This window comes from Pseudomonas sp. W2Jun17 (assembly GCF_023127795.1).
Taxonomy (GTDB): Bacteria; Pseudomonadota; Gammaproteobacteria; order Pseudomonadales; family Pseudomonadaceae; genus Aquipseudomonas; species Aquipseudomonas synxantha_A.
The window spans coordinates 68,170-84,591 of record NZ_SPKO01000007.1 but is presented as its reverse complement, the minus strand read 5'-3'; the positions used below and the strand labels follow the sequence as shown (position 1 = coordinate 84,591).

16 protein-coding genes and 1 pseudogene are annotated in these 16,422 nt (G+C 59.1%); 7 read left to right on the top strand and 10 right to left on the bottom strand.

The genetic code is table 11. The features are described from left to right. Nucleotides 1-43 precede the first annotated feature (43 nt). The 3 genes and pseudogenes from tal to E4O98_RS03565 all read right to left on the bottom strand — a co-directional run bounded on the left by tal (nucleotide 44) and on the right by E4O98_RS03565 (nucleotide 3,031). Entirely contained in the window at nucleotides 44-970 is a 927-nt protein-coding gene (tal, locus tag E4O98_RS03575; RefSeq protein ID WP_003189693.1) for a transaldolase, read from the bottom strand. A gap of 403 nt (nucleotides 971-1,373) precedes the next feature. After that, complete coding sequence (gene dusA / locus E4O98_RS03570) at nucleotides 1,374-2,369, bottom strand: tRNA dihydrouridine(20/20a) synthase DusA (protein ID WP_248134163.1); 996 nt, start codon at nucleotides 2,367-2,369, stop codon at nucleotides 1,374-1,376. A 226-nt stretch (nucleotides 2,370-2,595) separates the two neighbouring features. After that, nucleotides 2,596-3,031, bottom strand: a pseudogene (locus tag E4O98_RS03565) (acetyltransferase). 526 nt (nucleotides 3,032-3,557) lie between these two features. On the opposite strand from E4O98_RS03565, the gene E4O98_RS03560 reads away from it, so the two are divergent. Next, entirely contained in the window at nucleotides 3,558-3,848 is a 291-nt protein-coding gene (locus E4O98_RS03560; RefSeq protein WP_248090874.1) for a DUF6124 family protein, read from the top strand. 147 nt (nucleotides 3,849-3,995) lie between these two features. Beyond that, a complete protein-coding gene (locus tag E4O98_RS03555) occupies nucleotides 3,996-4,214 on the top strand; it encodes a hypothetical protein (protein WP_080889019.1) in 219 nt (72 codons plus the stop codon). Between the two features lie 97 nt (nucleotides 4,215-4,311). On the opposite strand, the gene E4O98_RS03550 is transcribed toward E4O98_RS03555, so the two are convergent. Then, nucleotides 4,312-5,499: an MFS transporter gene (locus E4O98_RS03550; RefSeq protein WP_043047472.1), complete on the bottom strand. Its 1,188-nt coding sequence runs from the start codon at nucleotides 5,497-5,499 to the stop codon at nucleotides 4,312-4,314. Between the two features lie 482 nt (nucleotides 5,500-5,981). Between E4O98_RS03550 and mqo the strand changes: the two genes are divergently transcribed. Further along, nucleotides 5,982-7,628 carry a malate dehydrogenase (quinone) gene (gene mqo, locus E4O98_RS03545; RefSeq protein ID WP_072434393.1) on the top strand — a complete coding sequence of 549 codons (1,647 nt, stop codon included), beginning with the start codon at nucleotides 5,982-5,984 and terminating at the stop codon, nucleotides 7,626-7,628. A 64-nt stretch (nucleotides 7,629-7,692) separates the two neighbouring features. Here mqo and E4O98_RS03540 read toward each other — a convergent pair whose 3' ends face one another. Next, nucleotides 7,693-8,364 carry an NAD(P)-binding domain-containing protein gene (locus E4O98_RS03540; RefSeq protein ID WP_248134161.1) on the bottom strand — a complete coding sequence of 224 codons (672 nt, stop codon included), beginning with the start codon at nucleotides 8,362-8,364 and terminating at the stop codon, nucleotides 7,693-7,695. Nucleotides 8,365-8,463: 99 nt separating this feature from the next. Between E4O98_RS03540 and E4O98_RS03535 the strand changes: the two genes are divergently transcribed. After that, the gene (locus E4O98_RS03535) at nucleotides 8,464-9,360 is read left to right on the top strand and encodes a LysR family transcriptional regulator (RefSeq protein ID WP_248134159.1); all 897 of its coding nucleotides are present in this window, start codon (nucleotides 8,464-8,466) and stop codon (nucleotides 9,358-9,360) included. Between the two features lie 170 nt (nucleotides 9,361-9,530). Then, nucleotides 9,531-9,860, top strand: a complete 330-nt coding sequence (locus E4O98_RS03530) for a YXWGXW repeat-containing protein (RefSeq protein ID WP_005786252.1) — start codon at nucleotides 9,531-9,533, stop codon at nucleotides 9,858-9,860. 126 nt (nucleotides 9,861-9,986) lie between these two features. On the opposite strand, the gene E4O98_RS03525 is transcribed toward E4O98_RS03530, so the two are convergent. The 4 genes from E4O98_RS03525 to E4O98_RS03510 all read right to left on the bottom strand — a co-directional run bounded on the left by E4O98_RS03525 (nucleotide 9,987) and on the right by E4O98_RS03510 (nucleotide 13,153). Next, a complete protein-coding gene (locus tag E4O98_RS03525) occupies nucleotides 9,987-10,382 on the bottom strand; it encodes a type II toxin-antitoxin system VapC family toxin (RefSeq protein ID WP_228309541.1) in 396 nt (131 codons plus the stop codon). Beyond that, the gene (locus E4O98_RS03520) at nucleotides 10,379-10,636 is read right to left on the bottom strand and encodes an AbrB/MazE/SpoVT family DNA-binding domain-containing protein (RefSeq protein ID WP_005786256.1); all 258 of its coding nucleotides are present in this window, start codon (nucleotides 10,634-10,636) and stop codon (nucleotides 10,379-10,381) included. Before E4O98_RS03520 ends, E4O98_RS03525 begins: the two co-directional genes overlap by 4 nt. 170 nt (nucleotides 10,637-10,806) lie before the next feature. Continuing rightward, complete coding sequence (ppnN, locus tag E4O98_RS03515; protein WP_005786258.1) at nucleotides 10,807-12,180, bottom strand: nucleotide 5'-monophosphate nucleosidase PpnN; 1,374 nt, start codon at nucleotides 12,178-12,180, stop codon at nucleotides 10,807-10,809. Between the two features lie 148 nt (nucleotides 12,181-12,328). Further along, complete coding sequence (locus E4O98_RS03510) at nucleotides 12,329-13,153, bottom strand: aspartyl/asparaginyl beta-hydroxylase domain-containing protein (RefSeq protein WP_078820650.1); 825 nt, start codon at nucleotides 13,151-13,153, stop codon at nucleotides 12,329-12,331. A 276-nt stretch (nucleotides 13,154-13,429) separates the two neighbouring features. On the opposite strand from E4O98_RS03510, the gene fabV reads away from it, so the two are divergent. Together fabV and E4O98_RS03500 are read left to right on the top strand one after the other, a co-directional pair. Beyond that, a complete protein-coding gene (gene fabV / locus E4O98_RS03505; RefSeq protein ID WP_032881058.1) occupies nucleotides 13,430-14,623 on the top strand; it encodes an enoyl-ACP reductase FabV in 1,194 nt (397 codons plus the stop codon). Between the two features lie 208 nt (nucleotides 14,624-14,831). Next, nucleotides 14,832-15,473 carry an HAD family phosphatase gene (locus E4O98_RS03500; RefSeq protein WP_248134157.1) on the top strand — a complete coding sequence of 214 codons (642 nt, stop codon included), beginning with the start codon at nucleotides 14,832-14,834 and terminating at the stop codon, nucleotides 15,471-15,473. Here E4O98_RS03500 and E4O98_RS03495 read toward each other — a convergent pair. Then, nucleotides 15,451-16,356 (bottom strand): LysR family transcriptional regulator, encoded by a 906-nt coding sequence (locus E4O98_RS03495; protein WP_032877192.1) that lies wholly within the window; start codon nucleotides 16,354-16,356, stop codon nucleotides 15,451-15,453. The genes E4O98_RS03500 and E4O98_RS03495 overlap by 23 nt on opposite strands. Nucleotides 16,357-16,422 lie beyond the last annotated feature (66 nt).

Genomic DNA, 16,422 nt, shown 5'->3' with positions numbered 1-16,422 from the left:
GCGGCACCCTCACAGGTGCCGCCCTTTTTGCTGCTATCTGCCCTTACAGCTTGGCCGACAACAACGCCTCCAGCTTCTCCTGATCCCGAGCAAACTGGCGAATACCCTCTGCCAGCTTCTCAGTCGCCATCGCATCCTCGTTGGACTCCCAGCGGAACTGCGCTTCAGTCATATGCACCCGCGCCTCACCGGCATGGCCTGGCGCCAACTTGCGCTCCAGCTTGCCCTCATCCGCCGCCAGCTTCTCCAGCAGGTCCGGGCTGATGGTCAGGCGGTCACACCCGGCCAGCTCTTCAATCTGGCTCAGGTTACGGAAGCTCGCACCCATTACCACAGTCTTGTAGCCATTGGCCTTGTAGTAGTTGTAGATGCGCGTCACCGACTGCACGCCCGGGTCATCGGAACCGGTGTAGTCGTTGCCGTTGGCCTTCTTGTACCAGTCGTAGATACGGCCCACGAACGGCGAAATCAGGAACACACCGGCTTCAGCACAGGCAACGGCCTGGGCGAAGGAGAACAACAGCGTCAGGTTGGTCTGGATGCCTTCTTTTTCCAGCTTCTCCGCGGCGCGGATGCCTTCCCAGGTGGAGGCGATCTTGATCAGCACGCGATCGCGACTAACCCCGGCTTTGTCGTACAGGTCGATCAGACGGTGCGCACGCTTGAGAATGGCTGCCTCGTCGAACGACAGGCGCGCATCCACCTCAGTGGAAATACGGCCCGGCACTACTTTGAGAATTTCTTGACCCACCGCCACCGCAAAGCGGTCACTGGCCAGGCCCACATCGCCGTTGCAGTCCTGTACACACTCATCCAGCAGCTTGGCATAGCCTGGAATCGATGCAGCCTTGAGCAGCAGGGAAGGGTTGGTGGTAGCGTCTTGCGGCTTGAGCTTGGCGAGGGTGGAAAAATCGCCGGTATCGGCTACGACGGTGGTGAATTGCTTGAGTTGTTCCAGCTTGGAAGTCATGGGCGTGCTCTGTCCTGTGGGTCTGATGACATTACCCGAGCGCTGGCAGGCGCTCAAGGGCGCAAATGCGTTAGGTCGTTTGCGAGGGCAATAACCTGGAAACGGCCGTTTGAATTACCGGCAGTGGTGTTCAATAGGAGGGCAAAATCGCTGGCAGGTTCAACCCAACTGCCCGATGACCACCCCAATCAAACTGTGAGAGCCGGCTTGCGTGCATGACGCCAGCCCAGCCACTGATATTCACCTGACCCCCATCAGTCAAACTGTGGGAGCTGGCTTGCCTGCGATAACGCCAGTCCAGCCACTGACATTCACCTGACACACATCGCTCAAAACTGTGGGAGCGGGCTTGCTCGCGAAAGCGGTCTGTCAGCCCCAAATACCCCCACTGACACCCAACCCGTCACCGCCCCTCCAACAATTCCCCCGCCTGATCCAGCAACGCCAACGGATCCACCGCCTTATGAATATCCACCGACAACAATTGCCGAAACTTACGCGCCCCCGGGAAACCGGTTCCCAGCCCCAGAACGTGGCGCGTGATGTGATGCATCGAGCCACCTGTTGCCAAGTGCTCGGCTATATACGGGCGCAACTGTGCCAGCGCCTCGGCGCGGGTGATGACAGGCGCAGTGCTGCCAAACAGCTGTTGATCCACCTCGGCCAGCAAATACGGATTGTGATAAGCCTCCCGCCCCAACATCACCCCATCAAACGTCTGCAAATGCTCCTGGCACTGCTCCAACGTCTTGATGCCGCCATTGAGATTAATCTCCAACTCCGGAAAATCCCGCTTCAACTGCGCCGCCACGTCATAACGCAACGGCGGAATGTCCCGGTTCTCCTTGGGCGACAACCCCTCCAGAATCGCAATCCGCGCATGCACGGTAAAACTGGTGCAACCTGCATCCTTTACCGTCCCGACGAAATCACACAGCTCGGCATAACTGTCCCGGCCATTGATGCCGATACGGTGCTTCACCGTCACCGGGATCGATACCGCATCGCGCATCGCCTTCACACAATCCGCTACCAGGGCAGGGTGCGCCATGAGGATCGCGCCGATCATGTTGTTCTGCACGCGGTCGCTGGGGCAGCCGACGTTCAGGTTCACTTCGTCGTAACCGGCGGCTTCGGCCATACGGGCGCAGGCGGCCAGATCAGCCGGAACACTGCCGCCCAATTGCAGCGCCAGCGGGTGCTCGGCTTCGTTGTGGCGCAGGAAGCGCTCGTGATCGCCGTGGAGGATAGCGCCGGTGGTGACCATCTCGGTGTAGAGCAGGGCGTGTTTGGAGAGCAGGCGTAGGAAGAACCGGCAGTGGCGGTCGGTCCAGTCCATCATGGGGGCGACGGAGAAGCGGCGGGAGAGGGCTTTCGGTGGAGCTATGGCTGAAGGCATTGGAGTCTTGGATGGAGAATGCGAAGGGTGGGCAGTTTATCAGGAATGGGTCGGAGGGGGCTGGGTGTTGATTGGGTGGCGCGAGCCCCAAATATTAAATAAATCTGTCCCCGTTTCCCGGTCCCCTTTTCCCGAACGCACGGCCTCTTTTCGGTCCTGGGGGCCTGGTTTCACTACTTGTGAGTCGGCCTACACGAATGTGTAGGGCCGATTCTTTATCGTGCTCTTAGCGGGATAAGTTCATGTGTAGTAGCGGGAACGGCCTGCCTTCACCATCCAAAGGAGAGCGGCCTGTTTGAACGAACCCGTAATGGAGATAGAAGCCTACCGCCTGGGGGTTTTGCTCGTTTACGTCAACGCTCATCGTAGAGCGCGAACTGCGAACGTGATTTAGTAGTGCACGGCCCATACCTTGGCCGCGAAGATCAGGATCAATAAAGAGCATTTCTACGTGGCTTTGGTTGAGTCCAATAAAGCCAAGCGGGTTGTCTTTCACGTCTACCGCAACCCATACGTCAACAACGGGTAGATAGATGTCGCGGAGCTGCGGAAGCAGCGCATCTATGTCGGACTCTTGAAGAATGGTGAGTGGCGCGAACGGATCGCAGCCAAATGTCGAGCAGTTGCGGATAGTCGGCAGCACTTGCCTGACGAATAATCATGAAATCAACCTTATACACTTGATATCTAAATAGAGGCTCGCCGGTAAATAGCGGCCGTGTAAGTGTCGGCATCTGTATGACCGCTTCGCGAGTTAACGCCTGGGCGGTGCACGGCAGAGGTAGCCGAAAAGGAGGGGAGCTGAAAAATACTTTGTGTTTTTCGATGCGTCAAGAAAACGGGCACTTGATCGATATTCAAAATGTGCGCACTCAATGCCGGTACTCAGTAGGGGCTTCTACAGCATGAAAGGTGCAAAAAATGGTACGCAGAAATCTGGTCTGGAAGCCTTTAACAAATTAATGCCTTTAAAAATATTTTGTCCAAGCCCTCATCGGTGCAACGTATGAAGCGACAGAGTGATCTATGGGAATAGGTCAGGATTTCCAGGAAATATCCTACGCTTTTTCGGCTTGCCCCCTGGATCATCCATAGCTAATCTCGTCAAGCCGCTGAATACCCAGTGGCCGGAGGTGGAAGTCCGTATTGCTAAGGCGTTTTTAACTCCCGAATATTGGAGCTTCGCCCATGCACCACGACACTCGCAGTCCTTCACTTGATCAAAGTAAATCGTCCATCGAATGTCCAAGCAACAACCTATTCCTCGTAAACCCAACCCTCGACCCCGAAACCCTCCTGGCTAACGCCGCCGAAAACCTCGCAGCCGCCAACGAAATGGCCGCCACTTTGGCGTTCGACCTCGACGATTCCCAGCGCGCCATCGCCCTAGGCATTCAGCAGTTAATCGAGTTGAGCTCGCTGCTGGTTGACCGAGCCCAGGAGCAAGTTGCGCCTGTGACTGCCTCAGTCAAAGCCTGACAACCATCCCTGCCGCCTTACCCAAGGCGGCAACTTGAACTCATGCTGTCCCCCAGCAAAGTTTCATAATTCCCTGCGCCTTTGAGGCCTACGATTGCCTGCAAGAGAGGACCCCAGCGCCTCCAGCCCACAGGGAGTTGAAAAATCATGATCTCGAATCTCGTCAAAGTCGTGATGATCACCGGCACGTTGATGTTGAGTGCTTGTTCATCTTCACCAGCTGTGAATAGTGACCCGTGCTTTTCTGGTGGATGCCAGGCGTTTGGGGACCACAGCCCCGGCAAAGCCGCCAAGATGAATTTTGGCGGCAGTGGGCTGGGGAGTAGTTATGGGGAGTATGGTTCGGGGTTGTTGCATGATGATTGAAGGAGGGGGGCAGTCAGTGGTGTGTTGACTGGCCCATTGCTATCGGGGGCAAGCCCCCTCCCACATTGGATCTATGATCGGCGCAAAACTTGTGGCGTTAGTGGCCGCCTTTCATACGCCGAGCGATCAGGTAGAGGCCCAGGCCGACCAGGGCTGTTGCGGCGCCGATGTAGCCGGTGCTGGTCCAGCCTAGACCGGCAGTAATGGCCATGCCGCCAAACCACGGGCCGAGCGCATTAGCCAGGTTGAACGCGGCATGGTTGGACGCTGCCGCCAGGCTTGGCGCTTCGTGGGCAATGTCCATCAGGCGAATTTGCAACGGCGCCGCCAATGCGACCATGGTGCCAACCAATCCCATGCTCAGCAGCACACCCCACAGCGACGAGGCGGCGAAGGGGAAGAACAGCAGCACGGCCATCGACCACACCAATATCAAGCCTACGGCTCGAAACTGCATGCGATCAAACAGCTTGCCGCCGGCAATGTTGCCGATGATACCGCCGACGCCGAACGCGGCGAGGCCGAAGGGGATCCATTGCGGCGAGACCTTGGTCACTTCGAGCATGGTTGGCGCCAGGTAGCTGAATACGCAGAACATCCCGGCAAAGCCAATTGCACCGATGGACAGGGCCATCCAGACCTGGGGTTTGGTGAAGGCGCGCAGTTCCTTGCGCGGGTCGCTGCGTTGTTCGTCGTGGCGGTGGGGCACGAATTGCCAGACCAGGGCGATGGTGAGCAGGGCGATCACGCTGACCAGGGCGAACGCCGAGCGCCAGCCCAGGTGTTGGCCGAGGAAGGTGGCGATGGGGTTGCCGAGCAGCATGGCCAGGGTCAGGCCCATCATCACGCGGGCTACGGCGCCGGCGCGTTTGTCGGTGGGCACCATGCTGGAGGCGACCACGGCGGCGATGCCGAAGTAGGCGCCGTGGGGCAGGCCGCTGATAAAGCGAAAGGCCACCAGCGAGCCGAAGGTGGGGGTGAAGGCGGTGGCGAAGTTGCCCAGGGCGTACAGGCCCATCAGCAACAGCAGCATGTGTTTGCGCAGCAGCTTGGCGCCGAGGATGGCCAGCAGTGGGGCGCCGACCATCACGCCCAGGGCGTAGGCGCTGATGGCGTGGCCGACTTGCGGTTCGCTCAGGCCCAGGTTCTGGGCGATGTCGGGCATCAGGCCCATGATGGCGAATTCGCCGGTGCCGATCGCGAAGGCGCCTACGGCCATGGCCGCTTCCATTTTCGCGGCGCTGCGCGCGGGCAGTACGTGCCCGGGTGTTTGCTGGGTAGTCATGGGTAACTCTGTGTGGAAGGTGTGCACGAAGGACAGCTGCCGATGCTACGCAGGCAACGGCGAAGGTGTCTAGAACCGCCATTTGCGTGAGAGTTCCAGGCCTGTGACCGCAGGTCGCGGCTGTCAGGCTTGACACCGGCGCATTAAAACCCGCGATTTAGGCCTGTCAATTGGCCAAACGGCGCATAAACGCTGTTTAGCGTGATATTCTGCGCGCCGTCTTGGTCTAGTCTTTCCCTGGTGCGTACACCCGTATACGTCCCAGCGGTTGGCTGTCGCCCAGGTAGCTGAAGCCAATAACGATAAGAAGTCAGCGCAGAAGGGACATAACAGTGAGGTCGATCCATCGGCCTTGTGTGCCCACCCTGCAGCCTTCATGTGAATGTGCAGACCCCGCGGTACGTTGCCTGACGTAGCGTGAACGAGGGTTACTCATGATCGGGGGCGGTAGGGCGGATGGCGTTTTATCATAGGTGCTACTGATGTTTAAAAAAGTAAACACTGCCCTGCTGGGGCTGGCTTTGTCGATGGGGATCACGTCCGTTCACGCGGAAGAGGCAAAGAAAGTCGATGTGCTGCTGATCGGCGGCGGCATCATGAGTGCGACCCTGGGTGTCTGGCTCAATGAGCTGGAACCAGACTGGTCGATGGAGATGGTCGAGCGCCTCGATGGCGTAGCCGAAGAAAGCTCCAACGGCTGGAACAACGCCGGTACCGGTCACTCGGCCCTGGCTGAGCTGAACTACACCCCGGAAGACAAGAACGGCAACGTTGAGATCCCGAAAGCGGTCGAGATCAACGAAGCGTTCCAGATTTCCCGTCAGTTCTGGTCCTGGCAGGTTCAGCAGGGCGTGTTGAAGAACCCGCGTTCGTTCATCAACTCCACACCGCACATGAGCTTTGTGTGGGGCGATGACAACATCAAGTTCCTGAAAAAGCGCTACGAAGCCCTGAAGGCCAGCCCGCTGTTCGCCGGCATGCAGTACTCCGAAGACCCGGCGCAGATCGCCAAGTGGGTTCCGCTGATGATGGAAGGGCGTGACCCGAGCCAGAAAATCGCGGCCACCTGGAGCCCGATCGGTACCGACGTGAACTTCGGCGAGATCACCCGCCAGTTCGTCGCTCACCTGCAAACCACGCCGAAGTTTGACTTGAAGCTGTCGAGCGAAGTGCAGGACATCACTCGCAACGACGACGGTTCGTGGCGTGTGAGCTACAAAAACCTCAAAGACGGCACCAAAACTGAAACCGACGCCAAGTTCGTGTTCATCGGCGCCGGCGGCGGTGCCTTGCACCTGCTGCAGAAGTCGGGCATTCCGGAAGCCAAGGAATACGCTGGCTTCCCGGTCGGTGGTTCGTTCCTGGTGACCGAGAACCCGACAATCGCCGAGCAGCACCTGGCCAAGGCCTACGGTAAAGCCTCGGTCGGTTCGCCACCGATGTCGGTTCCGCACCTGGATACCCGCGTGCTGGATGGCAAGCGCGTGATCCTGTTTGGCCCATTCGCAACCTTCTCGACCAAGTTCCTGAAAGAAGGCTCGTACCTGGACCTGCTGACCAGCACCACCACCCACAACATCTGGCCCATGACCAAAGTCGGTATTCGTGAATACCCACTGGTCGAGTATCTCGCCGGCCAACTGATGCTGTCGGACGACGACCGCTTCAAGGCGCTGCAAGAGTACTTCCCGAACGCCAAGCAGTCCGACTGGCGCCTGTGGCAAGCCGGCCAGCGCGTGCAGATCATCAAGCGTGACGAAGAGCAGGGCGGCGTGCTGAAACTCGGTACCGAAGTGGTCAGCTCTGCTGACAACTCCATTGCCGGCCTGTTGGGTGCATCGCCAGGCGCGTCCACCGCGGCTCCGATCATGCTGACCGTGCTGCAAAAAGTCTTCAAGGACAAGGTAGCAAGCCCGGCCTGGCAGGAAAAACTGCACCAGATCGTGCCAAGCTACGGCACCAAGCTGAACGACAGCCCTGAAGCTGTTGCCAAGGAATGGGCCTACACGGCCGGTGTGCTGCAACTGACACCACCGCCAGCGATCCCGCAACTGGCTGCTCCACAGGCTACCGAGGCTGCCAAGCCTGCGGCTGAGCCGAGCAAGCCGGCGTCTGACCTGGCGCTGTAAGCAACACCTACGAAAAAGCCCGCTGAACCGGTGACGGTCAGCGGGCTTTTTTGTGCGTGAACGATCAGGCGCGCGGCGGGTGTCGCTCCACCGGGGGCAGCTCAACCGTACGCTCGGCCGCTGCCAGCGCAGCCTTCAAGCCCGCTTGGTTCAGGGGTACGCAATACGCCGGTTTAGCCCGCTCGAATCGCCAGCTTTCATCCAGCCCTCCGGCATCCACGGCATCGAAGCCCAGTTCGTCGAGTAACCTAATCACTTGCGCCTTTGCCGCAGCGTCATCTGCTGCCACTGGCAATGCGCGGCGGTCAGGAGCGCCGCGCGGGCGGGCATCCTGCGTCAGGTCTGGGGCGAAGATCGCATTAAATACTTTCACCACGTGTGATTGCGGCAAATGGTCGGCCAGCAATCGGCTGGTGGTGGTTTCAAACCGGTCCAGTTGCGGGATATGCCCATCGCGATCGGGGTAGTAATTGTTGGCGTCCATCACCGTCTTGCCCTCCAGCCATTGGGCAGGGACGCTGCGGTAGTGCTCCAGCGGAATCGCCACGAGTACCACATCGCCAAACCTGGCGGCATCATCCGCGCTGCCCACTTGCACGCCGAGTATGCCGCTCACCACGCTGCTCATGGTGTGTGGGCCGCGGGAGTTGCTCAACATCACCTTATTTCCGGCGGCAAGCGCCAGTTGCGCCACGGCACGCCCGATAAAACCTGCTCCAATCACGCCAATCTTCATGTGCTTGCTCCAGTGGAAGTAGGAAGTGGCTATGATGATTGGCAACCATAACGTGATAAATCCGCATTTCGGTGTGGGTGTTGTTACTGGGAGTTTGGAATGATGGACCGCCTATCAAGCATGAACGCCTTCGTGATAGCCGCTGAATTGGGCTCCTATGCGAGGGCCGCCGAACGCTTGGGCATGTCGCCGCAGATGGTGGCCAAGCATGTCACCGCGTTGGAACAACGTTTGGGTGCGCGATTGCTCAACCGCACTACGCGTCGACAAAGCCTGACTGAACTGGGAGGGGAGTATTACGAACGCTGCAAGCATATCCTGACGGAGGCCGAGGCCGCCGACTCCCTGGCACAGATCATGAACGACACGCCGCGCGGCAGGCTGAAGGTCACCGCCCCGGTGACCTTTGGCTCCTACAGCTTGATGCCGTTGATCACCGGGTTTTTACGTGACAACCCACAGGTAGAAGTCGATTTGCACCTGACGGATCGTTTCGTCGACTTGGTGGAGGAGGGCTACGACGCCGCGTTTCGCATTGGTCCGCTGGGCACGAGCGGCCTGACGGCGAGGCCCCTCGCACCTTATCGGTTGGTGGCCTGCGCTGCACCGGCTTACCTGGTGGCGCGAGGCACACCTCAGAAGCCGGCAGATCTTGAGCGTCATGAGTGCCTGGGGTACGCCTTTTCATCGCGTCCGGCGGATCGAGAGTGGGTGTTCTTCCAGGGCACGGTTTCCTACAAGGTACGAGTGGCCAGTCGTTTGCTCATCAATGAAAGCCGGGCATTGATGTCGGCGGCATTGGATGGTTTTGGCATTGTGCTCGGCCCGCAAGACTTTCTGCGAACGGCGTTGGCGAGTGGCGAGTTGGTGCGGGTGCTACCGGAGTTTGAGGCTCCAAGCCGGTCGATGCATTTGGTCTACACCGCAAACCGCCAACGCACCGCCAAGTTGCGGCGCTTTGTCGATACCGTACTGGGACGTTTTGGTCCGGTATGAAGGTTCATCACCGTGGCGGTCGCCGGGAGGCACGTTAAAGGTCTACAGGTTCAGCAATCCGACAGACATCTCCTGTTAAAAATAACCCAGGCCCAAGCAGGGCCCGGCTGCAACAAAGGAAGGATTTCTTTCTGATGCAGGTGTTGGGCGTTTGTGCCCGAGGGTTTTGTATGTTGCTACGTTATGCAGCATTGGCCGCCATGGTGGTCGCCGCTTCCGGGTGTGTACAAGAGCGTGTGGTGCATGAGCGCAGGCCGGTACAACACGAGTACGTTGATGTGGTCGCGCCGCAACCGCCGCCGGTGCAGGTGATCGAAGTCGAGCCGGCGGTGCGCGAAGGTTATATCTGGTCACGCGGTTACTGGCGTTGGGAGGGCGGGCGTTATGTAGCAGTGCACGGCCATTGGGAACCGGTGCGTCAGGGTTATCGTTACGTACACCCGCACTGGGTGCAGCGCAATGATGGCTACCATTGGCAGATCGGTGGCTGGGTCCGCTGACCCAACGCCATCTCCCATTGGAGCGAGCTTGCTCGCGAAAAAACCACAGGCACCGCGTGCTCCCTGAGTGCTCGCGTAATCGTTGGCGTTTTTCGCGAGCACGCTCGCTCCTACAAAAAAGCCGGCCTAGCCGATCCGTTTCATCCCCGCTGCCTTGGCCGCGTTCAGATCAAAGGTGGCGGTGTACTCGCAACCGGCTGCGTGGCCACAGCGTTCGATCAGGCAGTCGGCAAAGTCCGCTTTGCTTGCGGTGAACTTGCGCAGGGCCTGCCAGATGATATCGGCGTGCTCGACGGTCAGTTCCCGTGTGTGCAGCAAGGTTTCCAGCACCGTCACCACGTCGCTTTTGGTCGACTGGTAGCAGGACTGCAACACCCACACCAGCTCCGTAAGCGTCACCAGGCTGACAAAACCGGGTGAGGCGGCAGTGAGCGATTCGATCAGTTGGGATGCTTTAGCTGATTGAACCGGGTCGTCCTGGGTCACATAACGCACCAGCACGTTGGTATCCAGGCCGATCATCCAGCGGTTGCTCCCTGGGCCGCGATGGCTCGGTTCATGTCTTCGATAGACACGGTGTGAGCGGGTTTGCGGATCAACCCCTTGAGGTCCTTGACGGTTTTGCTGGCGGCGATCATGGAAAACTTGCCGTCTTCCATCTCGACGAATTCCACCCGGTCGCCTGTTTCCAGGCCCAGGGCTGTCCTGACCTGGACAGGGATGGTGATTTGCCCTTTTGAAGTGAGTGTGGCGGTAGCCATAGTGAAGATCTCCATCGTGATATTCCTTACCTTAGGGTAAGGAATGACAGAGGACAATATCCGTTGGTCCATAGGTCGCTCGCAGGTGTGAGTCAGTCGGTAGTAAAACCCTAGTCCGAATGCTCGATCCTCACACCGTTGGCTACGCCCCAAACAGATACAAACTATGACCTACCGCCGCTACCTCACTGCACCACGCGATAGCACGGCACATACGCCGCGCCGCCCGGCAGTTTCATGCGGTGCTGGGCCACGAACGCCTTCAATAATTCATCCAGCGGTTTCATGATCGCCGGGTCGCCGTGGATCTCATACGGGCCGTTCTCTTCGATCAGGCGGATGCCCTTGTCCTTGACGTTACCCGCCACGATCCCCGAGAACGCCCGGCGCAGGTTGGCTGCCAGTTCATGGGGCGGCAGCGCGTGGCTCAGTTGCAGGCTGGCCATGTTTTCGTGGGTGGGGTCGAACGGGCGCTGGAAGCCTTCGTCGATCTTCAGCAGCCAGTTGAAGTGGAACGCGTCGTTACGCTCGCGGCGGAACTGCTTCACTGCCTTGAGGCCGGCCGTCATCTGGCGCGCCACTTCGGCGGGGTCGTCGATGATGATCTGGTAATGCTGCTGCGCCGCTTCGCCGAGGGTGGCGCCGACGAACGCGTGCAGCTGTTCCAGGTAAGGCGCGGCGTGTTTGGGCCCGGTCAACACCACCGGGAACGGCACGTCGCGGTTGTCGGGGTGCATCAGGATGCCCAGCAGGTACAAAAACTCTTCTGCCGTGCCGGCGCCGCCGGGGAAGATGATGATGCCGTGGCCGACGCGCACGAAGGCTTCCAGGCGTTTTTCGATGTCCGGCAAAATCACCAGCTCATTGACGATGGGGTTCGGTGCTTCGGCGGCGATGATTCCAGGCTCGGTCAGGCCCAGGTAACGCCCGCCGGTGATGCGTTGCTTGGCGTGGGAAATGGTCGCGCCCTTCATCGGGCCTTTCATTACGCCGGGGCCGCAGCCGGTGCACACATCGAGGCTGCGCAGGCCCAGTTCGTGCCCGACTTTCTTGGTGTATTTGTATTCTTCGGTGTTGATCGAGTGGCCGCCCCAACACACCACGATCTTGGGCTCCACACCCGGGCGCAGCGTGCGGGCGTTGCGCAGCAGATGGAACACGTAGTCGGTGATGCCTTGGGAGTTGCTCAGGTCGATGCGCTGGCTGTCCAGCTCGTTCTCGGTGTAGACGATGTCACGCAAGGCGCTGAACAGCATCTCGCGGGTGCTGGCGATCATCTCGCCATCGACAAAGGCATCGGCCGGGGCGTTGAGCAGTTCCAGGCGCACGCCGCGGTCCTGCTGGTGAATACGCACTTCAAAGTCTTTGTAGGCGTCGAGGATGGTCTTGGCGTTGTCGATATGCGCGCCGGTGTTGAGGATGGCCAAGGCGCATTGGCGGAACAGGGTGTAGATGCTGCCGGTGCCGGCTTCACTCAGTTGCTGCACTTCACGTTGGGACAGGGTTTCGAGGCTGCCCTTGGGGCTGACGGAGGCATTGATGACTTGACGTTGGGGCATTCTGATTCCTTGAAAGCACAGCCACCGCGCCCGTTTCAGGGCGATGGCTTGAGAATGGTGAGCGCCAATTAAGGTCGCACGAGACGGTTATTTACCTCAGGCGCGAGGCCCAGCGCAAATACCGTCCAGCACCATCATGCCGCAGAACTTACTGAATCAGCTTCCAGTTTTTGTAGAAAACCCGACGCAGGGTAAAGACCAGCCCGGCAAAGCCTGCGATCACGGCGTTGAGCACTGACGGCAGCAAGGTCGGGCGCACGATGTCGATGAACAGGCAGTAGCGCTTGGCGTCGTTTTTGTTGAAGGACGCATGCATCAGGGTGTCATCGAAGATGAACAGCGGGTCGTCGTGCCAGTAGTGCTTGTGCTTGCCTACCTGGATATACACGCCTTCGTGGTGGGGCGCCGGGGCCATGTTGTAGAGCACGCGGAACATCATGCGCAGGGGGCCGAAGTGAAAGGACGTGGAACGGTTCTCGTTGAATACCGAGACACCGATGGTCTTCACGAATGGCAATTTCTTGCGCAGTTGCGGGATATCCAGCGTGGTCTCGATGGGGCGGCCGTACCACTGGAAAAACAACATGCCGCGTTTCTTCTCGGCCATGCGTTCGTCCAGGTAACCGATGATTTCATCCTTGCGGGCCATGGCGTCGTCGATCACCTGTTGCAGGTCTTCGCGCCAGGCCGGTGGCAGGTCTTGCATCGTATAGACATGGCGGTTGCGGCTGCTCAGCAGATCGAGCAGGGTGTTGAACGGTGCCAGCACCCAGGTATTGCGACCGTTGCCGATGAAGTATTTCTTGATGGTGTCGCGGTCGTAGAGGCCGTTACGCAGGAAGTCATAAACGCCGCAGCACACCACCAACAGCAGAAACACCAGGCAACTGCGCGGGAAACAATAGATCAACAGCAGAACGCCGAGTGCCCACGCCAGGGACACCAGCTTTTTGCCGACAGCATTTTTGCTCATGAAACGAGGCTCCAAGGCCGAAACATATTGAAACAATGTCGTCATCATAGGGGTTTCTGGCGCCGGCAGGCGTTTTTAAATAGGGTGAAATTGTGAAGCCGCTGCACAATTTGTAACCGTTGCCGTGCAGGCTTCGACGTTTTGTGGATTGAATTTTGAGAACAGAAGATTTGCGACTATCGTGACGCTTCGGTTTTTTGGACGTCATAGACCGGTACGATTGAAGTTGAATGGCCACCATTGGCCTTCGGCACCTTGGAAGAGGCAGAAATTTTTATGATCATCAAACCGCGGGTTCGTGGCTTTATCTGTGTGACCGCCCACCCTGTTGGCTGTGAAGCGAACGTCAAAGAGCAGATCGACTACGTAACCAAGAATGGCGTCATCGAAGGCGGCCCCAAGAAGGTGCTGGTCCTCGGCGCCTCCACCGGTTACGGCCTGGCCGCGCGCATCAGTGCCGCGTTTGGCTGCGGCGCCGACACCCTGGGCGTGTTTTTTGAGAAAGAAGGCGAAGAAGGCAAGCTGAGCTCCGCCGGCTGGTACAACAGCGCGGCATTCGAGAAGTTTGCCGTGGAAAAAGGCCTGTACGCCAAGAGCATCAACGGCGACGCGTTTTCCGACGAGATCAAGCGCCTGACCATCGACACCATCAAGAAAGACCTGGGCAAGATCGACCTGGTGGTCTACAGCCTGGCCGCGCCACGCCGTACCGACCCGCAAGGCGTGGTGCACAACTCCACCCTCAAGCCAATCGGCAAGGCCGTGACCCTGCGCGGTATCAACACCGACAAGGGCGTAGTGGTAGACACCACTCTTGAGCCTGCAACCCAGGAAGAAATCGACGGCACCGTGAAGGTCATGGGCGGCGAAGACTGGCAGCTGTGGATCGATGCCCTGCGTGACGCCGATGTGTTGGCCGAAGGCGCCAAGACCACCGCCTTCACCTACCTCGGTGAGAAGCTGACCCAGGACATCTACTGGAACGGCTCCATCGGCGAAGCCAAGAAAGACCTGGATAAGAAAGTCCTGACCCTGCGCGAAAACCTGGCGGCGCTCAAGGGCGACGCCCGCGTGTCTGTGCTCAAGGCCGTGGTGACCCAGGCCAGCTCGGCGATCCCGATCATGCCGCTGTACCTGTCGTTGCTGTTCAAGGTGATGAAAGAGCAGGGCACCCACGAAGGCTGCATCGAGCAAGTCTACGGCCTGTTCAAGGACAGCCTGTACGGTAAAGAACCTAAGCTCGACGCCGATGGCCGCCTGCGCGCCGACCTGGCTGAGCTGGAACCGAAGGTCCAGGACGCCGTGGCTGCGTTGTGGAACCAGGTTACCGACGACAACGTCAATGAGATCAGCGACTTTGCCGGCTACAAGGCCGAGTTCCTGCGCTTGTTCGGCTTTGAAGTTGACGGCGTGGATTACGACGCGGATGTGAACCCGACCGTCAAAATCAACGGCCTGATCCAAGCTTAAGGTCTGATCCAGACCAAAATGTGGGAGGGGGCTTGATGGCGGTGTATCAGTCACTATCTTCAGTGGCTGACACCCTGCTATCGGGAGCAAGCCCCCTCCCACAGTTGATCCGAGTCTTTTCAGACACTTCTTACGCCCCGACGCGCGCCTCTCTCTTCCAGATCTGCCAGACTCCAGCTGCTATCAAGCCACGCCAACGGAGGATCTGATGACGATTCGTGCAGTAGTTTTTGATTTCGGCGGTGTCCTGTTCGACTGGAGCCCGCAGCACCTGTACCGCAAGCTGATCGCCGATGAGGCAGAGCGGCAGTGGTTCCTCGACAACATCTGCACCCAGGCCTGGAACACCGAGCAAGATGCCGGTCGTACCCTGGCCGAAGCCACCCGCACCCTGATTGACCTGCATCCCGATCACGAACCCTTGATCCAGGCTTACTACGAGCGCTGGCACGAGATGCTGCGCGGTGAGTTAGCCGACGGTGTGGCGATTCTCAAGGCGTTGCACAAAGTCGATATGCCATTGTTCGGGCTTACTAACTGGTCGGCGGAGACCTTCCCCTACGCTCGGGCCCACTATCCGTTCCTGCAACTCTTTCGAAACATCGTCGTGTCCGGCGAGTTGGAATTGATCAAGCCTGATCCGGCGATCTACCACGCCAGCCTTGATCAGATCCGCGCTGACCTGCCGGACATAAAACCGCGTGAAGTGGTGTTTATTGACGATGTCGCCGGCAACACCGAGGCCGCTATCGCCTTGGGTTGGCAGGGCATTCATCATGTATCTGCCGAGCGTACCGCTGCGCGTTTGCGGGCGTTGGGCGTGGCCTTTAATGTGCCCACTTTTCCATGACGAAATCGACGAATGCCCGCAGCTTGGGCAGGCGGTAACGGTCATGGCGATACAGCAGGTGCATCGGGCGGCTGGGCAATTTATACGTGGTTAACAGGGCCACCAGCTTGCCGCTCTCCAGGTCCGGTTGCACCAGGGCGTCGGCCAGCATCGTGATGCCCATGCCGTTGACGGCCGCCTGGCGCAAGCCTTGCGAGCTGTTGATGGTCAATGACCCCGCCACCGGAACCTCCACCTCGCTGCCATCCTCGCTCATGCGCCACAGTTTGTCGGTGTCACGCCAGTTGTCGTTCGCAGGGTAGGCGAATGCCAGGCAGTCATGTTGTTGCAGGTCCTGTGGGGTCTGCGGCGTGCCGCGTCGCGCCAGGTAGGCAGGCGATGCGCAGAGGGTGAGCGTATAGGGCTGCATAGGCCGGGCGATCAGGCTGGAGGTCCCCAGTTCACCGAGACGGATCGCTACGTCGAAGCCACTGTCGACCAGGTCCATGCGTTCATTGCCCAGCACCACGTACAGGTCGATAAGCGGGTAGCGCTGGGAAAACTCGCTCAAGGCCGGCACCAGGCGTTCGGTGCCGAACACGGGAGGCGCTGTGATGCGCAGGCTGCCCTTAGGAGCTTCGCTGTGGATTTGCTCGGCCAGCAGTTCGGAGTCCGCCACCAGCCCCAGCACTTCCAGGCAGCGCTGATAATATTGGCCGCCAAATTCGGTCAGGTTCTGCTTACGCGTGGTGCGTTTGAGCAAGCTCACGCCCAGCCGTTGCTCCAGCGCCCGCAGATGGTTGCCCACCATGGTGGTCGACATCCCGCATTCTTGCGCGGCGGCAGTCATGCTGCCGGTTTCGACCACTTTCACGTACACCGACATTGCCTGGAACAGATCCATTATCAAGCCCTGGTTTAAAGTCATTGCAGATATTCGCAGTTTATCCAGCGCAGGTGGTTAACGATA

Bases quoted from the DNA above. Each gene is read 5' to 3' on its own strand.
- tal (WP_003189693.1), bottom strand. From the start codon at position 970: ATGACTTCCAAGCTGGAACAACTCAAGCAATTCACCACCGTCGTAGCC.
- dusA (WP_248134163.1), bottom strand. From the start codon at position 2,369: ATGCCTTCAGCCATAGCTCCACCGAAAGCCCTCTCCCGCCGCTTCTCC.
- E4O98_RS03560 (WP_248090874.1), top strand. From the start codon at position 3,558: ATGCACCACGACACTCGCAGTCCTTCACTTGATCAAAGTAAATCGTCC.
- E4O98_RS03555 (WP_080889019.1), top strand. From the start codon at position 3,996: ATGATCTCGAATCTCGTCAAAGTCGTGATGATCACCGGCACGTTGATG.
- E4O98_RS03550 (WP_043047472.1), bottom strand. From the start codon at position 5,499: ATGACTACCCAGCAAACACCCGGGCACGTACTGCCCGCGCGCAGCGCC.
- mqo (WP_072434393.1), top strand. From the start codon at position 5,982: ATGTTTAAAAAAGTAAACACTGCCCTGCTGGGGCTGGCTTTGTCGATG.
- E4O98_RS03540 (WP_248134161.1), bottom strand. From the start codon at position 8,364: ATGAAGATTGGCGTGATTGGAGCAGGTTTTATCGGGCGTGCCGTGGCG.
- E4O98_RS03535 (WP_248134159.1), top strand. From the start codon at position 8,464: ATGATGGACCGCCTATCAAGCATGAACGCCTTCGTGATAGCCGCTGAA.
- E4O98_RS03530 (WP_005786252.1), top strand. From the start codon at position 9,531: ATGTTGCTACGTTATGCAGCATTGGCCGCCATGGTGGTCGCCGCTTCC.
- E4O98_RS03525 (WP_228309541.1), bottom strand. From the start codon at position 10,382: ATGATCGGCCTGGATACCAACGTGCTGGTGCGTTATGTGACCCAGGAC.
- E4O98_RS03520 (WP_005786256.1), bottom strand. From the start codon at position 10,636: ATGGAGATCTTCACTATGGCTACCGCCACACTCACTTCAAAAGGGCAA.
- ppnN (WP_005786258.1), bottom strand. From the start codon at position 12,180: ATGCCCCAACGTCAAGTCATCAATGCCTCCGTCAGCCCCAAGGGCAGC.
- E4O98_RS03510 (WP_078820650.1), bottom strand. From the start codon at position 13,153: ATGAGCAAAAATGCTGTCGGCAAAAAGCTGGTGTCCCTGGCGTGGGCA.
- fabV (WP_032881058.1), top strand. From the start codon at position 13,430: ATGATCATCAAACCGCGGGTTCGTGGCTTTATCTGTGTGACCGCCCAC.
- E4O98_RS03500 (WP_248134157.1), top strand. From the start codon at position 14,832: ATGACGATTCGTGCAGTAGTTTTTGATTTCGGCGGTGTCCTGTTCGAC.
- E4O98_RS03495 (WP_032877192.1), bottom strand. From the start codon at position 16,356: ATGGATCTGTTCCAGGCAATGTCGGTGTACGTGAAAGTGGTCGAAACC.